The organism is Micromonospora solifontis (assembly GCF_003725545.1).
Lineage (GTDB): Bacteria > Actinomycetota > Actinomycetes > Mycobacteriales > Micromonosporaceae > Micromonospora > Micromonospora solifontis.
Genome location: NZ_RJLN01000033.1, coordinates 13,077 through 30,848, shown reverse-complemented (window position 1 = coordinate 30,848; position 17,772 = coordinate 13,077). Strand labels below are relative to the sequence as shown.

Here is a 17,772-nt window from a genome sequence, read left to right as displayed (position 1 = left end):
TTCGCCGGGCGCCGAACGGTCCCGCCCGTACCGTCCCGGCATGATCCCGACGAACGATCACCTGACCATCCAGCCCAAGATCCTCTACTTCGGTACGCCGGTGGTGCTGTTGAGCACCGAGAATGAGGATGGGACGAGCAACCTCGCGCCCATGTCGTCGGCGTGGGCGCTCGGCCAGGTCGTGGTGCTCGGCCTCGGCTCGGAGGGGCAGACCGCCCGTAACCTGCGCGCGCGGCCGGACCTCGTGATCAACCTGCCGAGCGCGGAGCAGTGGCCGGCGGTGGAGCGGCTCGCCCCGCTCACCGGCCGCGACCCCGTTCCGGAGCACAAGCGGGGCGCGTTCCGGTACGAGCCGGCGAAGTTCGCCGCCGCCGGGCTGCGTCCGGAGTCGGCCGAGCTGGTACGACCGCAGCGGGTCGCGGAGTGCCCACTTCAACTGGAGGCGCGGGCCGCGCGGATCAACCCCGACCTGGGCGGCGACTTCCTGATCGTCGAGGCGCACGTGCTCCGCGTACACGCCGATCCCGCCGTCGTCGTGCCCGGTACGGACCACGTCGCCCCCACCGCGTGGCGCCCGCTGATCTACAACTTCCGGCACTACTTCGGCCTCGGCCCCGAGCTCGGGCACACGTTCCGATCGGAGACGCCGGTGCCCGGGATGGCGGGCGCCGGGTGGTAGGACCCCGGCCGTGGCCACCACCCGGGGACCTCCGAAATCGACGCGCCGGACTCCGCCTATCGTGCGGGTCAATCAGCCGATCGGTCAGATTGGTGACATTCGCGTATCTTGAGGAGCTTGCTTCCTAGTTGATGTGAATGACACCCCGATTGGTGGGCTCGCGCGGCGAAGGAGTCGGCGTGACGAAGACTGATTCGACGGGTTCCACATGGCGCTACCGGTGGGCGCGCCGGCAGAACGAGCGGCGGCAGCGGTCCTTCCGCGCGGCCGACGAGGCGTGGCGACGACGCGACGAGGAACTGCGCCGGCTGCGTACACTCGCGGGGTCCTTCCACGGCACGGCCGACGCGGGCGCGGGACTGCCGATGGAGCTGTCCCCCGGCGAGGTGGTCTTCTGGACCCTGCCCGCCGCGCAGTTGGTCGAGGTACGGCACACCGCCGTGCTGCCCGCCCCCGACCTGATCGTCGACCCCGACCCGCCGGCGGTACGCCCGCGCCGCCCCGACGGGGTCAAGGTCACCGACGCCGGGCTGGCCGTGCTCACCAACCGCCGGTTGGTCCTGCTCGGCGGGCGGGGCCGCCGCGACTGGGCGTACGGCCGGATGACCGGGCTTTCCCACGACCCGGGCGCGCCGGTGACGCTGATCCAGGTCCTGGACCGGCGGCGCACCTCCGGGCTGCTGCTGCCCACCGGCGCGGTCGGCGACTTCCGGTTCAAGCTCACCCTGGCCTTCGCCGACGCGATCGAGCAGCGGGCGGCGGTGATCGCCCAGCTCGACGAGCTGATCGAGGAGCACACCGCCGCCCGGCCGGTCCGGCCCGCGATCCGCACGCCCGCCCAAGCCCGGCTGTCCGCGCGGGTGCCCGGGGGCCGGCGGACGATCGCGGCCGGCGCGGCCCTCGCGCTGATCGTGCCGGCGATGCTCTTCGAGTCCGACCCGCCGGTGCGTCCCGGTTCGGAGATCGCCTCCGCCGCCACCCCGGCGGCGACCACCCCGCCCGCGGCCCCGCCGCTCGCCCCGGTGGTGCGGATCGACCAGACCACCGCCCCGAAGGCGCACCGCAGCCGCACCGGCCCGGCGGATCCGCCGTCCCGCCAGGCCCCGCCGCAGCCGGCCGGCGAGCGGCGGTGCGGCGCCCCGGTCAACCCCTACGGGTACGACTTCTGCGGCGGCTCCCGCATCCGCCGGCCGGCCGACGGGGTGTGCGACTGGTTCGACTGCGTACCCGGGTTCTGGTCCGGCCGCGGCTGGCTGGTGCAGTGCCGCGACGGCACGGTCAGCCTGACCGGCGGGCAGCGCGACTCCTGCGCCGGCCACCGGGGCTTCCGCCGGACGGTGTGGACCTGACGCTCAGCCGAAGTCGGGGACGGTCAGCGTGCCGTCCTCGCTGCGGCGCGCCGGCCAACCCGTACGGCTACAACTACTGCGGGGGCGACCTCGTCTACGACCCCGCCCCGGACGTCTGCGACTGGTTCGCCTGCGCCACGAACTTCTGGGACGGCAAGGGGTACGTGGTGCAGTGCGCGGACGACCTGCTCAGCCGCACCGGCCTGCCGGGCGGCCCGTGCGCCGACCACGGGGGCACCCGCCGCTCGCTCTACGTCGCCTGACCGACGGCGGCCGTCCGGAGCGAAAACAGCCCGGCGCCGACGGAGGTCGGGTCCGATTCGGTGCTACGGTCTCCGGCGTGATGTCCGGGTGGATCCCGGCGTTGCGCCGGTCGCACGACACCTGAGGAGGACCGCGACCCGCACCGCCCCCGCCCTGGGATCACCCCGGAAGTGGAAAGGGGGTGAGTCATGACCACCCCGATGCGAGCGGGCGACGTCGTCGCCGCAACCGTGACCAAGGTTCTGCCGTTCGGCGTGCTCGTCGAGACTCCGGCAGGCGTGCCCGGGCTCGTGCGCGGCGCGCGGGCCGAGGTCGGCGCGGTTGTGCGCGTTTACGTGCGCGAGTTCGACGGCCGGCGGTTCGCCGCCGCCCTGAGGTGAGTGAGGTGGCCGGGCGCGGCTGCCTGACCGCGCCCGGCCACGCCCCGTCCCCGTAAACCCGGTGCACCGCACGGGCGCCCCGCACTATGGTCCGCCCGTGTCCCGCACCGTGACCCTCGTCCTGGTCGACCCCACCGGCCGCCCGCTCGGCGCGCTGCCCCCGTACGACGTGCCGGAGCCCTGGTGGCAGCAGGTCGGCGCGATCGTCGACGAGGCCCGCCACCGGTACGGCGTCGACGTGGCCGTGCTGCGGCTGCTCGCCGCCGACCGCCCCGAACCGCCCGGCGGCAGCCTCACCTACCTGGCCGAGGTGGCCGCCGCCCCGGCCGTACCCCTGGCACCGGTCACGGTGGACCTCGCGCCGCACCCGCTGCGCGCCGCCTGGGCCGAGCCCGGCGGCCCGGCCGCCAGCGTCGCCTGGGCCACCGCCGAGCTGGCCCGGCACGGGCGCCCGGTGACCGCCGTCGCCCAGCACCGCACCTGGAACCTGTCGGCGATCTGGCGGCTCGACGGCCCGGACGGCAGCGCCTGGCTCAAGCAGGTGCCCGCGTTCTTCCGGCACGAGGCCGCCGTGCTGCGCCGGCTCGCCACCGTCGTGCCGGACCTCGTGCCGGCGCTGCTCGCCGCCGACGACACCGGCCGGATCCTGCTCGACCATGTGCCCGGCGAGGACCGCTACGCCGCCGACCCGGCCGAACGGGCCGCCATCACCGCCGCCCACCACACCGTGCAGCGCCGGGCCGTCGCGGACACCGAACGGCTGGTTGCCGCCGGCGTACCCGATCTGCGTGGACCGGCCCTGTCCCGGTGGATCCGCGACCGGCTGGCCCCGCACGACACGGCCGTGGCGGCCGACCTGCTCGCCGGCCTCGACGACCGGCTCGACCGGGTACGCGACTGCGGGCTGCCCGACACCCTGGTCCACGGCGACCTGCACCCCGGCAACGTGCGCGGCGACGGCCGGCGGGCGACGATCATCGACTGGGGCGACGCGTTCGTCGGGCACCCCGCCTTCGACATCCTGCGCCTCACCGAGACCCTCGACGCGCCGACCGCCGGGCCGCTGCTGGACGCCTGGGCCGCCCGCTGGCGGGCCGACGTGCCCGGCAGCGACCCGCACCGGGCCGTCGAGCTGCTCCGCCCGGTCGCGCCGCTGCGGCTGGCCGCCGTGTACGCGATGTTCCTCGCCGGCATCGAGCCGAGCGAGCGCCCGTACCACCTGGGCGACGTGCCCGCCTGCCTCAAGCGGGCCGCCGCCCTGGCCTGACCGTCACACCTTGCGCACCGGGATCCACAGCTGCGCGTCGGCGGTCCGCCCGTCGGCGGCCACCCGCACCTGCGAGATCTCCGGCCCCGGCCGGCTCTCGTACGGGTTGGACGGGAACCACTGGGTGAACACGTCCCGCCACAGGTGCTGCAACGCCTGCGGGAACGGCCCCGAGCTGTGGAACACCGCCCACTCGCCCGCCGCCACCGGCAGGCTGTCCAGGTCCGCCGGCACGTCCGCGCCGGTCACCACCCCGTGCCAGTAGTCCAGCTCGGTGCCCTCCGCCCGGGAGCCGGCCAGGTCGTCACTGACGTTGACGAGCCCGCGCGGCTCCTGGTCCGACAGCGCCTCGATCCGGCGTACGGTCTCCGGCTCCAGGCCCTTGATGAACGCCACGATGTGCGGGTTCATCCCCTCGTGGACCAGCGGCACCCGCGCCTTCCGCCCGGCCAGGCGGAACGCCTCCTTCGCCACGATCCGGTACTCCATGCTGGCGCTCCCTTCGACGACGAGCCGGAAGGACATCCGGGGCTGGGCGCGCAGGGCCGCCCCCGTACGCCGGGCCTCCTGCGGGCCGACGCCGTGCACCGCGCGGAACGCCCGGGCGAACGCCTCGTTCGAGCCGTACCCCCAGCGGACCGCCACCTCCAGCAGCGACGCCTCCCCGGACAGCACCTCGGCCCCGGCGACGGTCAGCCGGCGGCGGCGCACGTACTCCGACAGCGGCATCCCGGCCAACGCCGAGAAGAGCCGCCGGAAGTGGTGCTCCGACACGCAGGCGATCCGCGCCAGCCCGGCGACGTCGAGCGGCTGGTCGAGGTGGCGTTCGAGGTGGTCCATGGCCTGGTTGAGCCGTTCCAACACCCGATGCTCCTTCCTGGTTTCCGCCATCGACGCTAGGCATCCGCAGGCTGGGCGGCCCGACCTCGACGGCTCCGATCCGGTCGGGTCCCGCCAGGATCCGCAGGTGTCCGGCCAATCTTGAGGATCTTTGCCGCGAACTCGTGTTATAAGTATTACGCGAGGAGGTTCGATAATGCTTATGCCGGCTGCGACGTGGGGCGCGCTGATCGACGCCGGGGTCATGGTGAGCCCGCTCGACGCCGATCACGCCGAGCTGCGCACCGGGCCTCATCGTGACGTACTACGAGTGGTCCACCCCGCGACCACGCTGAACCCGAGCCACGTCGCCAAGCTGAGGGATCGGTACCGGGAGCCGATTCTGCTCATCGTGCCATCGGCGACTTCCGCCGTCCGAGCGGCAGTCGAGGCGGCCGGCTGGTCCTGGCTGATCGACGACGGGAAACGGGTCACCGGCAGCCTTCGACTGGCAGGTCACCGGGTGGCCGTCGGCCCGCAGAACGCCGGCCTCCCGTCCCCGCCTGCCCGGCCGGGTCGCGTGCCGTGGGGCACCTTCACCCTGCTGCGACGGCTGGTGGAGCGACCATGGGCCGGGCAGCAGCAGTTGGCCGAGGCCACCGGCCTGTCCCAGCCCCGCGTGTCGCAGGCGCTCGCCGCGCTGTCCGACGAGGGAATCGTCTCTCGCGCATCGACCGGTTGGGACGTCACTGACATCGATGCCGCCTTCGATTGGTGGCTGCGCTCGTACCCGGGGCCACATGGCCTGAGGACCCTCTGGTACGGCTTGGACCCACCCGTGCGGCAGGCACAGTCGATCGTCGGTCTGCTGACCCGCGACGGTCAGCAACAAACCGTGATCTCCGGAGATGTGGCAGCCGACATCATCGCGCCGTGGCGAAGCCCGCGCCGTGCCATCGTCTACGCCCGGACCGGTGCCGACCTGGCTCCGGTCGGCCTCACACCCGCTCACGAAGAGGACGCAACGGTGGAGCTGATCGTGCCCAAAGATCCTGGTGTCTGGCCGAGCCCTGCCGCCGAAGAGCCACCGGGCGGTCTTCCGTTGGCAGACGCTCTGCAGATCCTCTGGGACGTCGCCCGCGCGCCCGGACCGGACACCGACGAGGCAATGCGTCAGCTGCGGCGGGTGTTGCGCGACCGGCGCCCACGATCCGCACGGGAGCAGGCAGCATGACCGAGCCGACAGTGGGCTCGCCGTCCGTGCCGTAGGCGAAGACGGGTTCCCGCTCCGAAACGTACAGGCCGGGCAGTTCGTCGAGCGAGACGACCCGGGCCAGCGCATACGACAGGTACGTCTCCATCTCGTACGGCACGGATCGGATCCTGGAAGCAGCGGGCGGCTGGCGCGTCGCACCATGGCGTTGTGATCAACCTGAAGCGGAAGCGGCACCACAAGAAGAAGCACATGGACTGGTGCGACTGCGACGGCTGCGACTGCGACGGCCCGGACTGCTGCGACTTCGGCCTCTTCTCGTTCCTGCTCACTCTCGGCTCGGTCGCGGCGGGCGCGGTACGGGCGCCGGGCGTGGACCGGGCCGGCCGGGCCGCCATCCTCGGCTACCGGCGGTGGCTGTCGCACCGCTGGCCGGGTCGGTGCCGCTACACCCCGACCTGCAGCGCCTACGGGCTGGCCGCGGTGGAGAGGTACGGCCTCGCGGTGGGCGGGCGGCTGGCCGCCGAGCGGGTACGCCGCTGCAAGCCGCACGTGCCGCGCGGCACCCACGACCCGTTGCGCTGACCTGGGCCGCCTCGACGGTCCTGTGACGGCGATCACAGTGACTGGGTGCCGGGTGCGTCGTTGGGCAGACAACGATCTGGCGGCGGAGAGGTCGCCGCGACGGGGGAGGCGAGGGCATGGCCGAGCAGGCCGCCGGGGGGCAGCTGCGTGAGCACCGCATGGTCGGGCCGGACGCCGAGGCGGCGTACGAGGCCGCCCGCATCGAGTTCGAGCTGAGGCAGGCGATCCGGGAGCTGCGGCGCCGCTCCGGCCCGGTCGCGTCGCGCCGGCCCGGCCGCCGCTGACGGGCGTCAGCTCAGGGCGACCGGCCCGCCGAACACGACCGGGACGCCGGGGGAGTGCAGCACGCTCACCGGCGGTCCCGGCATCGGCGGCAGCCCGGCGGCGGCAACGAGTTCATCGTCCAGGTGCAGCAGCTCGGCCCGGTGCAACGGCCACTGTGGATGCCAGTTCGGCAGGTGCAGCGTGCGACCGTACGCCCGGGTGTGCAGGCCCCAGCGGGCGGTGAGGAAGTGCTCCAGCGGCGTCGGGTCGGCGATCGGTTCGCCGACCCGGACCGCCATCCGGCTGGTGGCGCCGGCCGGGCCGGGCCAGCGGCGCCGGCAGCGGTAGGTGAGCCGGTCGCCGTCGCGGTCCAGCCGCATCGCCGACCATTTGTACGGCAGCCGCAGGCTCAGCTGCGCCACCAGCACCGGCACCAGCCGGGACGCGTCGAGCGAGCGGAACACCACCGCCCGCCGGCCGGTGCCGTCGACGGAGTAGAGCCGGACGTTGGTTTCCCAGAAGGTGCCGAGGTACGGCACGCCCGGCCCCCGGCCGAGGCCGAGCCCGACCATCCGGAAGCCGATCAGGCCGACGTAGCTGACCCCGTCGAGGACGTCCGGGCGGGTGCCGGTGGGCAGCAGCGGCGCGACGACCTCCGGCGCGACCGCCCAGTGCAGGAAGGTCAGGTCCTGCCAGCGTTGCCGCAGCGTCGCCCACGGGAAGGTGCGCGTGGGTGCGGCGTCGACCGGCTCGATGTCCACCGGTCCATCCTGCCCGGAAGCGAGGTCCCTGTGACAGCTCACCGGCAGCCGTGGCGGCGGTCCCACCTGTCGGCCACGACAGAGCGGCTCGCCGGGGAGCCGGGCGATGCACGGCTGTCACGCGAGGAACGGCAGCAGATGGCGGAGCGTCTCGTCGGGCGCCTCCTCCGGCAGGAAGTGCCCGCCGGCGATCGGCCCCCCGTCGACCTGGTCGGCCTCGTCCTGCTGGTAGTCCAGCGTCGCCGCCGCCCGGTACTGCTCACAGATCGCGTGAATCGTCTCCGGCGGGCTGAGCTTCGCCACGTACTCCGCGCGGATCGGTGCCGGGAAGCTGTCCGGCACCTCCGACAACCCGTCGAGCATGTGGTCGACGATGACCTCCGGCGCCGGCCCGAGCAGCCGCTCCGGCACGGGCTCCGGCGCGGCGAGGAACGACCACAGCCAGAACCCCAGGCAGAAGGCCATGTCGGCGCGGCCGAACGCGTCGCCGGTGGGCACGATGTCCAGCACCGCCAGGCGGGTCACCGTCTCGGGACGGTCCAGCGCCATCCGGTACGCGCACCGCCCGCCCCGGTCGTGCCCGACCACCGCGAACGAGTCGTACCCCAGCAGCCGCATGACCTCCACCTGCTCCTCGGCCACCCGCCGCATGCTGTACGGGGCGTGGTCCGGCGTGCTGGGTGGGGTGCCGCTGTCGCCGAAGCCGCGCAGGTCGGTGGCGACCACGGTGAACCGTTCCGCCAGGCGCGGGGCGACCCGGTGCCACATGAGGTGGGTCTCCGGCATGCCGTGCAGCAGCAGCACCGGCGGCCCGTTCCCACCACGACGCCCGTGGACCGTGCTGTCCGTGGTGGGGATGTCGAACACCTCGAAGCCGTCGAACACGGATCCCGCCTCCTCGCTCCACCGGTTCAACGACCCGGGACGCCGGACCGCCGTCCAGAGGTCCTTGAGAACGTCCGACCCGGCTGCTCTGATGGCCCCATGCAGGAGGCGGAGGCGCGGCGCACCGTCGAGGCGGTGTGGCGGATGGAGGCCGGGCGGGTCGTCGCCGGCATCGCGGGGATCGTCCGCGATGTCGGCCTGGCCGAGGAACTCGCCCAGGACGCCCTCGTCGCCGCGCTCGAACAGTGGCCGCGCGACGGGGTGCCGGCCAACCCGGGGGCGTGGCTGGTCACCGTCGGCAAGCGCCGCGCCGTCGACGCGCTGCGCCGCCGGCAGACCCAGCAGCGTACGCTCGCCGAACTCGGCCGGGACCTCGACGAGCAGGTCACCCCCGACTTCGACGCCGCCGTCGAGGACCACATCGAGGACGACCTGCTGCGGCTGATCTTCACGGCCTGCCACCCGGTCCTGTCGCCGATCGCCCGGGCCGCGCTCACCCTGCGGCTGCTGGGCGGCCTCACCACCGGCGAGATCGCCCGCGCCTTCCTCACCTCCGAGTCCACCGTCGGGCAGCGGATCACCCGCGCCAAGCAGACCCTGGCCACGGCCAGGGTCCCGTTCGAGGTGCCCGGCCCGGCCGAACGCGCCGAACGCCTCGACTCGGTCCTCGAGGTCGTCTACCTGATCTTCAACGAGGGCTACGCGGCCACCGCGGGCGACGACTGGATGCGCCCCGCCCTCTGCCAGGAGGCGCTGCGCCTGGCCCGGCTGCTGCAGGGCCTGATGCCCGGCGAACCCGAGGTGCACGGCCTGGCCGCCCTGCTGGAGATCCAGGCGTCGCGCACCCGCGCCCGCACCGGCCCCGACGGGGCGCCGATCCTCCTCAACGACCAGGACCGCAGCCGGTGGGACCAGCTGCTCATCCGCCGCGGGCTGGCCGCCCTCGACCGGGCCCGCACCGACCATCCCGGCCCGTACGCCCTGCAGGCCGAGATCGCCGCCTGCCACGCGCGGGCGCGTACCCCGGAGGAGACCGACTGGGCGCGGATCGCCGACCTCTACGCGGACCTCGCGCGGCTGGTGCCCTCGCCGGTGATCGAGCTGAACCGGGCGGTGGCCGTCGCCCAGGCCCACGGCCCCGCCGCCGGCCTGGAACTCGCCCGCGAGCTGGCGTCCGAACCGGCCCTCGAGCACTATCACCTGCTGCCCAGCGTGCTCGGTGATCTGCTGTTCAAGCTCGGCCGGCACGATGAGGCGCGGGCCGAGTTCGAGCGGGCGGCCGAGCTGACCGGCAACGCCCGGGAACGGGCGCTGCTGCTCGCCCGGGCCGCCGAGTGCGGCTCCTGAAAAAATCTTGAGGACCCATGTCGGATCCGGGTCGGCCCGATCGACGCGTCAGCGAGACACCGTTGACGAGGAGATCGAGATGACCAGTACGACGATCACCCGGGCCGGGACGACCGAGGTCGTCCCGACCGCCACCCTGCTCACCGCCGGGGCCGCCGCCGGGCCGCTGTTCCTGGGGCTGGGCCTCGCCCAGGCGTTCCTCCGGGACGGCTTCGACCTGAGCCGGCAGCCGCTCAGCCTGCTCACCCTCGGCGGGTACGGCTGGATCCAGATCGGCAACTTCGTACTATCCGGGCTGCTGGCCCTGGCCGGTGCCGCCGGCCTGCGGCGGGCGCTGCGGGGCGGGCCGGCCGGCACGTGGGGGCCGGCGCTGGTGGCCGTCCTCGGCGTCGGCCTGATCATCGCCGGGGTGCTGCGCCCCGACCCGAGCATGGGGTGGCCGGCCGGCGCGCCGGAGGGCAACCCCGAGACGATGAGCTGGCACTCCTACGGCCACGGGGTCGGGGCGATGCTGTCCTTCGGGTCGCTCACCGTCGCCTGCCTGGTCCTCGCCCGCCGTTTCCTGCGCCGCGGCGCCCGCGGCTGGGCGGTGTTCTCGGTGCTCAGCGCGCTGGCGACGGTCGTCGTGATGGCCTGGCCCGACCAGGGCAGCATCAGCGTCCGGCTGGCCGTCGGCTCGTTCTTCGTCTTCGCCTGGCTCACCGCTGTCTCCCTGCACACCATCACCGAGAGGAACAACTGAGATGCGCTACATGCTGATGCACAAGCTGGACGAGGCCGTGCCCGGCAACTTCGAGCCGAGCCCGGAGTTCCTGAAGCGGATGGGCGCCTACATGGAGGAGGTGTCCCGGGCCGGGATCCTGCTCGCCGCCGAGGGGCTCTGCAAGAGCAGCGACGAGTCGGCGCGGATCACCGCCACCAAGGGCAGGACCACCGTCACCGACGGGCCGTTCACCGAGACCAAGGAGCTGATCGCCGGGTTCGGGCTGATCGAGGTGCGGTCGAAGGAGGAGGCCGTCGAGTGGGCCAAGCGGTTCGTCGACGTCTTCACCCAGAGTGGCATCGACGTGGAGGTCGACGTGCGGCGGGTCAGCGAGGGCCCGCACGAGGGCTGACCCGTTCGGTCGGGGAGGCGGCCACGGCCGGCTCCCCGACCTGCGGAAACCACCCGGGCATGACGTGCGCGCCGGTAGCGTCGGTCGGGTGCGGCTCACGGTGCTCGGCGGGTGCGGGGTGTGGCCGGAGGCGGGCCAGGCGTGCAGCGGCTTCCTGGTGGAGCACGACGGGTTCCGGCTGGTGCTCGACCTCGGCTACGCGACGCTGCCGCGGCTGCTGGGGCACATCACCGCGGACCAGGTCGACGCCGTGTTCATCAGTCACGGGCATCCCGACCACTGCGCCGACCTGAATCCGCTGCTGCGGGCGCGGACCCTGCGCGACGACCCGCCGCCGTCGCTGCCGGTGTACGCGCTGCCCGGCGCGCTGGACGCGGTGCTGGCGCTGGACCGCCCCGGGATGCTGGAGGCCGCCTACGTGCCGCACGAGTTCACCGCCGGCGATCCGCTCGACATCGGCCCGTTCCGGGCGCAGACCCGCCTGCTGCCGCACTACCTGCCGAACGCCGGGATCCGGCTGGCCGCCGGCGGCCGGGTCCTCGCGTACACCGGGGACACCGGACCGAGTCCCGATGTGGTGGAGTTGGCCCGCGACGCCGACCTGCTGGTGGCGGAGGCCACCTACGTGACGCGGGTGCCGGAGGACTCGCAGGGCCACCAGTCGAGCGCCCGCCAGGCGGGCCGGCAGGCCGCCGGGGCCGGCGCCGGACGCCTGCTGCTGACCCACCTGCGGCCCGGCACGGACCACGCGGCGGCCCGCGCCGCCGCCGTCGACGGGTACGGCGGCGAGGTGGAGGTCGCCACCGCCGGCCTGGTGATCGACCTGCACTAGCAACCAACGGTCACACGCCGGGACGGTGGCCCGTCATCCGGGCATGAGAAGCATGGTGCGGGTGGTGGTCGCGCTGCTCGGCGTGGCGTCGCTGGTGGTCGGGGTGTGGGCGTTGACCGGGCCGGATTCGTTCGCCTCGGCGGTGGCCTTCCCGCCGCAGGTGCACTTCGTGCACGACGTGGGGGCGTTCCAGTTCGGCATCGGGGCGACCCTGCTGCTGGCGCTGATCTGGGCCGACGGCCCCGCGGTGGCGCTGGCCGGCTACCTCGTCGGCGCGGTGGCGCACACGGTGTCGCACGTGGTCGACGCGGAGCTGGGCGGCAGCCCGGCCCAGACGTGGCTGGTCGGGTTGTCGGCCGTGCTGGCGCTGGTCGGGCTGGTGGCCCGGCTGCGGCAGCTCGGCTGGGTGGTCGGCCACGTCGACCCCGCCCCGGCGCCAGCGTGGGCGCCGCTGGTGCGGCAGAAGACCGTGGTGCTGACGACCTTCAAGCGGGACGGGACCGCGGTGCCGACGGCGGTGAGCGTCGCGGTGGCGGGGGAGCGGGCGTACGTGCGCAGCTTCGAGAAGGCGTGGAAGACCCGGCGGATCGCCAACAACCCGCGGGTCACGCTGGCTCCCTCGACGGGTCTGGGGAGGCCGACCGGGGCGGCGGTCGAGGCGGTGGCCCGGCGGTTGACCGGCGCCGAGTGCCGGGCGGCCGGCCGGGCGCTGGCCCGCAAGCATCCGGTGCTGCACGGGGTGCTGGTGCCGTTGACGCACCGGCTCGGGCGGGCCAGGACCGGTCGGACCGTCCACTTCGAGCTGATCCCGGCGGCCGCGACCGGCCGTCCGGTCGCCGGGGCCTCCACTGCGAGCGGCACCGCGAACTGACCTACGCCGGGGATATATACGCGAGGTATACGCTCAGGGTATGGTGTGCCCATGAGTGTTCCCATGACCCTGCTCGGCCTGCTCGAACGCGAGCCCAGCCACGGCTACGACCTGAAGCGCGACTACGACACCTTCTTCAGCCGCGGCAAGTCCCTGCCGTTCGGCCAGGTCTACGCGACCCTCGGCCGGCTCGTCCGGGACGGCAAGATCGTCGTCGGCGAGATCGAGCCCGGCGTCGGCCCCGAGCGCAAGCGCTACGTCATCACCGACCGGGGCGCGACCGAGTTCGAGTCGTGGCTGACCGAGCCGGTGCAGGCCGAGCCCAACCTGCAGACCGTGCTGTTCACCAAGGTCGTGCTGGCGCTCATGCTCGACCGCCCCGCCGAGGAATACCTCGACACGCAGCGCGCCACCCACCTGCGCCGGATGAAGGAACTCACCGACATCAAGCGCGGCGGCAACCTGGTCGACGTCATGCTGGCCGACCACGGCCTGTTCCACCTCGAGGCCGACCTGCACTGGATCGACACCACCGCCGCCCGGCTCGACGCCCTCCGCACGGTGGTGAAGGGATGAAGGCGATCGAGGCGCGCGACGTCGCGTTGTCCTTCGGCGAGACCCCCGCGCTGCGCGGCGCCAGCATCTCGGTGGCCCCCGGCGAGATCGTCGCCATCATGGGCCCCAGCGGCTCCGGCAAGTCCACCCTGCTGCACTGCCTGGCCGGCATCCTGGTGCCCGACGCCGGCGAGATCCACTTCGACGGCCACCGGATCGACACCCTCAGCGAGCAGCAGCGCAGCATCCTGCGCCGCGACCAGTTCGGGTTCGTGTTCCAGTTCGGGCAGCTGGTGCCGGAGTTGACCGCCGAGGAGAACGTCGCCCTGCCGCTGCTGCTCGGCGGCGTCAAGCGGGCCGCCGCGCTCAACCAGGCCCGACCCTGGTTCGAGCGGCTCGGCCTGGGCGGGTTGGAGGGCCGCCGCTCCGGCGAGCTCTCCGGCGGCCAGGCGCAGCGCGTCGCGCTGGCCCGCGGCCTGGTCGCCCGCCCCGGGGCGCTGTTCGCCGACGAACCCACCGGGGCGCTCGACTCGCTGACCGGCGAGCAGGTCATGGACCTGCTGGTCGCCTCGGCCCGCGAGCAGGGCACCACCGTCGTGCTGGTCACCCACGAGGCCCGGGTCGCCGCGTACGCCGACCGGCAGGTCATCGTGCGCGACGGCAAGGTGAACGCGCTGGTGCACTCGTGATCCGGTTCGCGCTGCGGCTGGCCCTGGCCGGCGGCCGGGAAGCCGCCACCCGACTCGTCATCATCGCCGCCGCGGTGGCCCTCGGCGTCGGCATGCTCCTGACCACCCTCGCCGGCATGAACGCGGTCAACGCGCAGAACCAGCGCTACGCCTGGCTCAACACCGCCGTCGCCCCGGCGACCAAGGACCCGTCGGTCGATCCGATGTGGTGGCTGATCCGCGAGGACTACTACCACGGCGAGTCGATCGGCCGGGTCGAGGTCGCGGCGTCCGGCCCGGACGCGCCCGTCCCGCCCGGCATCCCGCGCCTGCCCGGCCCCGGCGAGTACTACGTCTCGCCCGCCCTCGGCGAGCTGCTGCGCACCACCCCGGCCGCGCAACTCGCCGACCGCTTCCCCGGACATCAGGTCGGCACCATCGGGCGGGTGGCGCTGCCGTCGCCGGACTCCCTGCTGATCGTCATCGGCCGCACCCCGGCCGACCTGGAACAGCTGGGGGCCACGAAGGTCACCCAGATCATGACCACCGCACCGGACCAGTGCAGCCGGGGCTGCTACGTCGGAATCCGGCACGACGGCATGACCCTCGTGCTGTCCATCGTCGCGGTCGCGCTGCTCTTCCCGGTGCTCATCTTCATCGGCACCGCCACCCGGCTCGCCGCCACCCGCCGGGAACAGCGGTTCGCCGCGATGCGGCTGGTCGGCGCCACCCCACGGCAGATCTCCCGCATCTCCGCGGTCGAGTCGACCCTCGCGGCCGCGGCCGGCACCCTCGTCGGGTTCGGGCTGTTCCTCGCGTTCCGCCCCGCCGTCGCCGGCATCCCGTTCACCGGCGACCCGTTCTTCACCACCGACCTGTCGCTCACCGCCGTCGACGTCCTGGCCGTCGCGGCCGGCATCCCGCTCGGCGCCGTCGTGGCATCCTGGCTGGCGCTGCGCCGGGTGCAGATCTCCCCGCTGGGCGTGGCCCGTCGGGTCACCCCGAAACCGCCGCGCGCCTGGCGGCTCATCCCCCTGGTCGCCGGGGTCGCCGAGCTGGCGTACTTCGTCGGGCGGCGTCCCCCCACCACCAACGGGCAGCTCACCGCGTACCTCTCGGGGTTTGTCCTGATCCTGACCGGGCTGCTGCTGGCCGGGCCGTGGCTGACCATGCTCGGCGCCCGCCTGCTGGCCGGGCGGGCCAGCCGGCCCGCCACCCTCATCGCCGGGCGGCGCCTCGCCGACAACCCCAAGGCGGCGTTCCGGTCGGTGAGCGGCCTGATCGTGGCGCTCTTCATCACCAGCGTCGCCACCGGCGTCATCACCACCTACGTCGCCAACCGCGGCGAGCCGCGCACCGACTCGGTGGCCGCCACCTCCCTGTCGATGTGGTTCCCGCCCGAGGACGGCCCCGCGCCGGCCGCCGACCAGATCCCGGCCGGGCTCGCCACGATCCCCGGGGTACGCAGCGTGACCCTGGTCCACGCCAACCCGGTCGACACCCCACCCCCGATCGAGATTCGGGGAACCCCGGCCGGCGACGCCGCCTACCGGGCGTGGTGGCCCGGCGTCATCACCTGCGCCGAGCTGGACCGCCTGGCCGCGTACGGCAGCTGCCCGGCCGGGGCGCAGGTCGTGTCCGTGGCCGACGACCTCATCGGCGAGCGCGCCTGGGACCTGACCAACGACAACTACGTCTGGCCCGCCGCCGACCTCCCCCCGGCCCAGGTCGACCGGCAGCCGATCCGCTCGGTGGTGGTCAACACCACCAGCCGCGCCGCCTTCGAACAGGCCCGCACCATGCTGATCAACGCGTTCCCGGCGCAACGGTTCCCCAGCAGCACCGCCGAGTGGGAGGCGGACTCCGCGCGGCTGCTGCGGCAGTTCCAGCAACTGGCCAACGTGGTTATGCTGGCCAGCCTGCCGATCGCCGGCTGCAGCCTGGCGGTGAGCGTGGCCGGCGGGCTCAGCGACCGCAAACGCCCGTTCAGCATGCTGCGGCTCACCGGCGTGCAACTGCGCACCCTGCGCCGGGTCGTCGCGCTGGAGACCGTCGTACCGCTGCTGCTCGTCGCCGTGGTTGCCACCGGGATGGGGTTCCTGGGCGCGCACCTGTTCCTGCGGTCGCAGCTGCACTACACGCTGCTGCCGCCGGCCGCGTCGTTCTACCTGATGGTCGCCGGCGGACTGGCGGTGTCGCTGGGCATCGTCGCCTCGACGCTGCCGCTGCTGCGCCGGATCACCGGCCCGGAGACGGCCCGCAACGAGTGAGCCGGCGGGGGAGGGCCGGCGGTGGCCCGGCCCTCCCTACCCCAGCGGGACCTGGACCGCGACGTCGTGCTTCGGGTACAAGTTCTCCACCTTGTCGGTGCCGTACTTGGCCTTGAACAGCCCCACCACGTGGTCGACCCGATCCGCGTCGGTGATCGGCGTGGCGCTCGAACTCAACGCCGTGCCGTTCGCCGACACCTCGATCATCGGGGTCTGCCGGACGTTCTTGTACCACTGGCTGTCCGAGCCGGTCACCGGCATCAGGAACACGCTGTCCTCGTCCAGCACGAACCACACCGGGTGCGAGATCTGCCGCCCGGTCTTGCGCCCGGTCACGGTGATCTCGACCTCGCTGACGCCATCCAGCGCGTCCCAGACCGCGTTCGCCACGATGCCTCCCGACAGATGCCCCGACGTGCCTGCACCGGCCAGCGTAGGAACCGGCGCAGCCCCACGTCGCCGGTTCGGCGACCTGTCACCGGCACGGGACCAAGGTCCCGGCGGCGGGTGCGGTCCTCCCCTGACCAGGGCGGCAGCCGCCGGCGCACGCTGGAACCGAGCGAACCGGTCCGCCCAGCCGACCTGGGGAGGCGCCATGACCACGCAGACCGCGACCCGGTCCCGCCGCTCCCTGGCCGCCGGCGATCCCGAGGCCGGCCGGCCGCCGGCGCACGATCATCCGCGACTGCTGGCCACCGTCCTGGCCGCGACCGCCGCCGCCATCGCGGCGACCTCGCTGCTCGGGCCGCTCGCCCTGGACCTGATGCGCTACCGCACCTCCGACACCACCCTCAACCAGTTGCTCGGCAGCGACACCGCGGCCCTCCTGGCCGTCGCGCCGCTGGCGCTGGCCGCCGCCGTGCTCGCCCTGCGCCGCCACCCGGCGGCGCCGCTGCTGGCCACCGGCATCGGCGGGTACGCCCTCTACACGTACGCCCAGGTCATCGTCGGCCAGGAGTACCTGCGCCTGCCCGGCAACGTGGAACGGTTCTTTCCCCTGCTGCTCGGCGTCTTCCTGCTCGCCGAGGCGCTGCTCGTCCTCGGCTGGCGTGCCCTACCCGCCCAGCTGCCGGCGCCGTCACCCCGGCTGGAACGGGCCGCCGCCGTGGCGCTGCTGGCGGTGGCGGTCTTCCTGCTGTTCGGGCTGCACCTGCGGTCGATGCTGACCGCCTGGCAGGATCCGGCGCAGCTCACCGAATACGTTTCCAGCCCCACCCCGTTCTGGCTGGTCAAGCTGATGGACCTCGGCGTCGTCGTGCCGGCCGCGGTCGCCACCGGCCTCGGCCTGCTGCGGCACGCCGGCTGGGCACGGCGGGCGACGTACGTGCTGCTCACCGGCTACAGCTGCCTCGCCCTCTCGGTGGCGGCGATGGCCGCAGTCATGCTCGTCAACGGCGACCCCGACGCGTCGGCCGGCCTGGCGGCCGGGTTCGGGCTCTTCGCGCTGGTGTTCGTCACGCTGACCGCCGCCCTGTACCGCCCGCTGTTCCACCGGAATGGGACGCCCGCCCGCCTCGACACCGAGGGGCGTCCGAAAAGGATTGCCCACCCCCGGTAGCATTACCGCCGGTAGCGACGTCTGCCGCCACGGTGACGGGGTGGACTTCATCGGGCGCTCCGCGCCCCGGACGTCGGGCGAGCCGGACAG

General features: G+C 73.7%; 21 protein-coding genes. 17 read left to right on the top strand and 4 right to left on the bottom strand.

The window, feature by feature from the left end; genetic code table 11:
• The first annotated feature begins 40 nt into the window (after positions 1 to 40).
• The 5 genes from EFE23_RS13855 (at position 41) to EFE23_RS13835 (ending at position 3,939) form a co-directional block, all read left to right on the top strand.
• Positions 41 to 679, top strand: a complete 639-nt coding sequence (locus EFE23_RS13855; protein ID WP_123241333.1) for a flavin reductase family protein — start codon at positions 41 to 43, stop codon at positions 677 to 679.
• A gap of 179 nt (positions 680 to 858) precedes the next feature.
• Entirely contained in the window at positions 859 to 2,028 is a 1,170-nt protein-coding gene (locus EFE23_RS13850) for a hypothetical protein (RefSeq protein WP_123241332.1), read from the top strand.
• Positions 2,019 to 2,291 carry a hypothetical protein gene (locus EFE23_RS13845; RefSeq protein ID WP_123241331.1) on the top strand — a complete coding sequence of 91 codons (273 nt, stop codon included), beginning with the start codon at positions 2,019 to 2,021 and terminating at the stop codon, positions 2,289 to 2,291. The genes EFE23_RS13850 and EFE23_RS13845 overlap by 10 nt, the downstream gene beginning before the upstream one ends.
• Positions 2,292 to 2,480: 189 nt before the next feature.
• Positions 2,481 to 2,672 carry a hypothetical protein gene (locus EFE23_RS13840; protein ID WP_123241330.1) on the top strand — a complete coding sequence of 64 codons (192 nt, stop codon included), beginning with the start codon at positions 2,481 to 2,483 and terminating at the stop codon, positions 2,670 to 2,672.
• A gap of 97 nt (positions 2,673 to 2,769) precedes the next feature.
• Positions 2,770 to 3,939 carry a phosphotransferase family protein gene (locus tag EFE23_RS13835; RefSeq protein WP_123241329.1) on the top strand — a complete coding sequence of 390 codons (1,170 nt, stop codon included), beginning with the start codon at positions 2,770 to 2,772 and terminating at the stop codon, positions 3,937 to 3,939.
• 3 nt (positions 3,940 to 3,942) lie between these two features.
• On the opposite strand, the gene EFE23_RS13830 is transcribed toward EFE23_RS13835, so the two are convergent.
• Positions 3,943 to 4,803, bottom strand: coding sequence for an AraC family transcriptional regulator (locus EFE23_RS13830; protein WP_123241328.1), 861 nt, complete (start codon positions 4,801 to 4,803; stop codon positions 3,943 to 3,945).
• Between the two features lie 172 nt (positions 4,804 to 4,975).
• Here EFE23_RS13830 and EFE23_RS13825 point away from each other — a divergent pair, with 172 nt between their 5' ends.
• The 3 genes from EFE23_RS13825 to EFE23_RS28170 all read left to right on the top strand — a co-directional run bounded on the left by EFE23_RS13825 (position 4,976) and on the right by EFE23_RS28170 (position 6,840).
• Entirely contained in the window at positions 4,976 to 5,992 is a 1,017-nt protein-coding gene (locus EFE23_RS13825; protein WP_123241327.1) for a winged helix-turn-helix domain-containing protein, read from the top strand.
• Positions 5,993 to 6,181: 189 nt separating this feature from the next.
• Positions 6,182 to 6,556 carry a membrane protein insertion efficiency factor YidD gene (gene yidD, locus EFE23_RS13820; RefSeq protein ID WP_233600975.1) on the top strand — a complete coding sequence of 125 codons (375 nt, stop codon included), beginning with the start codon at positions 6,182 to 6,184 and terminating at the stop codon, positions 6,554 to 6,556.
• Between the two features lie 116 nt (positions 6,557 to 6,672).
• Complete coding sequence (locus EFE23_RS28170; protein WP_158675860.1) at positions 6,673 to 6,840, top strand: hypothetical protein; 168 nt, start codon at positions 6,673 to 6,675, stop codon at positions 6,838 to 6,840.
• Positions 6,841 to 6,846: 6 nt separating this feature from the next.
• Here EFE23_RS28170 and EFE23_RS13815 read toward each other — a convergent pair whose 3' ends face one another.
• Entirely contained in the window at positions 6,847 to 7,581 is a 735-nt protein-coding gene (locus EFE23_RS13815) for a YqjF family protein (protein WP_123241325.1), read from the bottom strand.
• 117 nt (positions 7,582 to 7,698) lie between these two features.
• Positions 7,699 to 8,466 carry an alpha/beta fold hydrolase gene (locus tag EFE23_RS13810; RefSeq protein WP_123241324.1) on the bottom strand — a complete coding sequence of 256 codons (768 nt, stop codon included), beginning with the start codon at positions 8,464 to 8,466 and terminating at the stop codon, positions 7,699 to 7,701.
• A gap of 99 nt (positions 8,467 to 8,565) precedes the next feature.
• Here EFE23_RS13810 and EFE23_RS13805 point away from each other — a divergent pair, with 99 nt between their 5' ends.
• The 8 genes from EFE23_RS13805 to EFE23_RS13770 all read left to right on the top strand — a co-directional run bounded on the left by EFE23_RS13805 (position 8,566) and on the right by EFE23_RS13770 (position 16,124).
• The gene (locus EFE23_RS13805) at positions 8,566 to 9,813 is read left to right on the top strand and encodes an RNA polymerase sigma factor (protein ID WP_123241323.1); all 1,248 of its coding nucleotides are present in this window, start codon (positions 8,566 to 8,568) and stop codon (positions 9,811 to 9,813) included.
• Between the two features lie 79 nt (positions 9,814 to 9,892).
• On the top strand, positions 9,893 to 10,555 hold the full coding sequence (locus EFE23_RS13800; RefSeq protein ID WP_123241322.1) for a DUF998 domain-containing protein: 663 nt from the start codon (positions 9,893 to 9,895) through the stop codon (positions 10,553 to 10,555).
• Between the two features lies 1 nt (position 10,556).
• Positions 10,557 to 10,928: a YciI family protein gene (locus tag EFE23_RS13795; RefSeq protein WP_123241321.1), complete on the top strand. Its 372-nt coding sequence runs from the start codon at positions 10,557 to 10,559 to the stop codon at positions 10,926 to 10,928.
• 88 nt (positions 10,929 to 11,016) lie between these two features.
• Positions 11,017 to 11,760 carry an MBL fold metallo-hydrolase gene (locus EFE23_RS13790; RefSeq protein WP_123241320.1) on the top strand — a complete coding sequence of 248 codons (744 nt, stop codon included), beginning with the start codon at positions 11,017 to 11,019 and terminating at the stop codon, positions 11,758 to 11,760.
• A 43-nt stretch (positions 11,761 to 11,803) separates the two neighbouring features.
• The gene (locus tag EFE23_RS13785) at positions 11,804 to 12,631 is read left to right on the top strand and encodes a PPOX class F420-dependent oxidoreductase (protein ID WP_199737067.1); all 828 of its coding nucleotides are present in this window, start codon (positions 11,804 to 11,806) and stop codon (positions 12,629 to 12,631) included.
• A 51-nt stretch (positions 12,632 to 12,682) separates the two neighbouring features.
• On the top strand, positions 12,683 to 13,207 hold the full coding sequence (locus EFE23_RS13780; protein ID WP_123241318.1) for a PadR family transcriptional regulator: 525 nt from the start codon (positions 12,683 to 12,685) through the stop codon (positions 13,205 to 13,207).
• A complete protein-coding gene (locus EFE23_RS13775) occupies positions 13,204 to 13,875 on the top strand; it encodes an ABC transporter ATP-binding protein (protein ID WP_123241317.1) in 672 nt (223 codons plus the stop codon). Before EFE23_RS13780 ends, EFE23_RS13775 begins: the two co-directional genes overlap by 4 nt.
• A complete protein-coding gene (locus tag EFE23_RS13770; RefSeq protein ID WP_123241316.1) occupies positions 13,872 to 16,124 on the top strand; it encodes an FtsX-like permease family protein in 2,253 nt (750 codons plus the stop codon). Before EFE23_RS13775 ends, EFE23_RS13770 begins: the two co-directional genes overlap by 4 nt.
• 36 nt (positions 16,125 to 16,160) lie before the next feature.
• On the opposite strand, the gene EFE23_RS13765 is transcribed toward EFE23_RS13770, so the two are convergent.
• Complete coding sequence (locus EFE23_RS13765) at positions 16,161 to 16,514, bottom strand: nitroreductase/quinone reductase family protein (protein ID WP_123241315.1); 354 nt, start codon at positions 16,512 to 16,514, stop codon at positions 16,161 to 16,163.
• A gap of 205 nt (positions 16,515 to 16,719) precedes the next feature.
• On the opposite strand from EFE23_RS13765, the gene EFE23_RS13760 reads away from it, so the two are divergent.
• Positions 16,720 to 17,682, top strand: a complete 963-nt coding sequence (locus tag EFE23_RS13760) for a hypothetical protein (protein ID WP_123241314.1) — start codon at positions 16,720 to 16,722, stop codon at positions 17,680 to 17,682.
• Positions 17,683 to 17,772 lie beyond the last annotated feature (90 nt).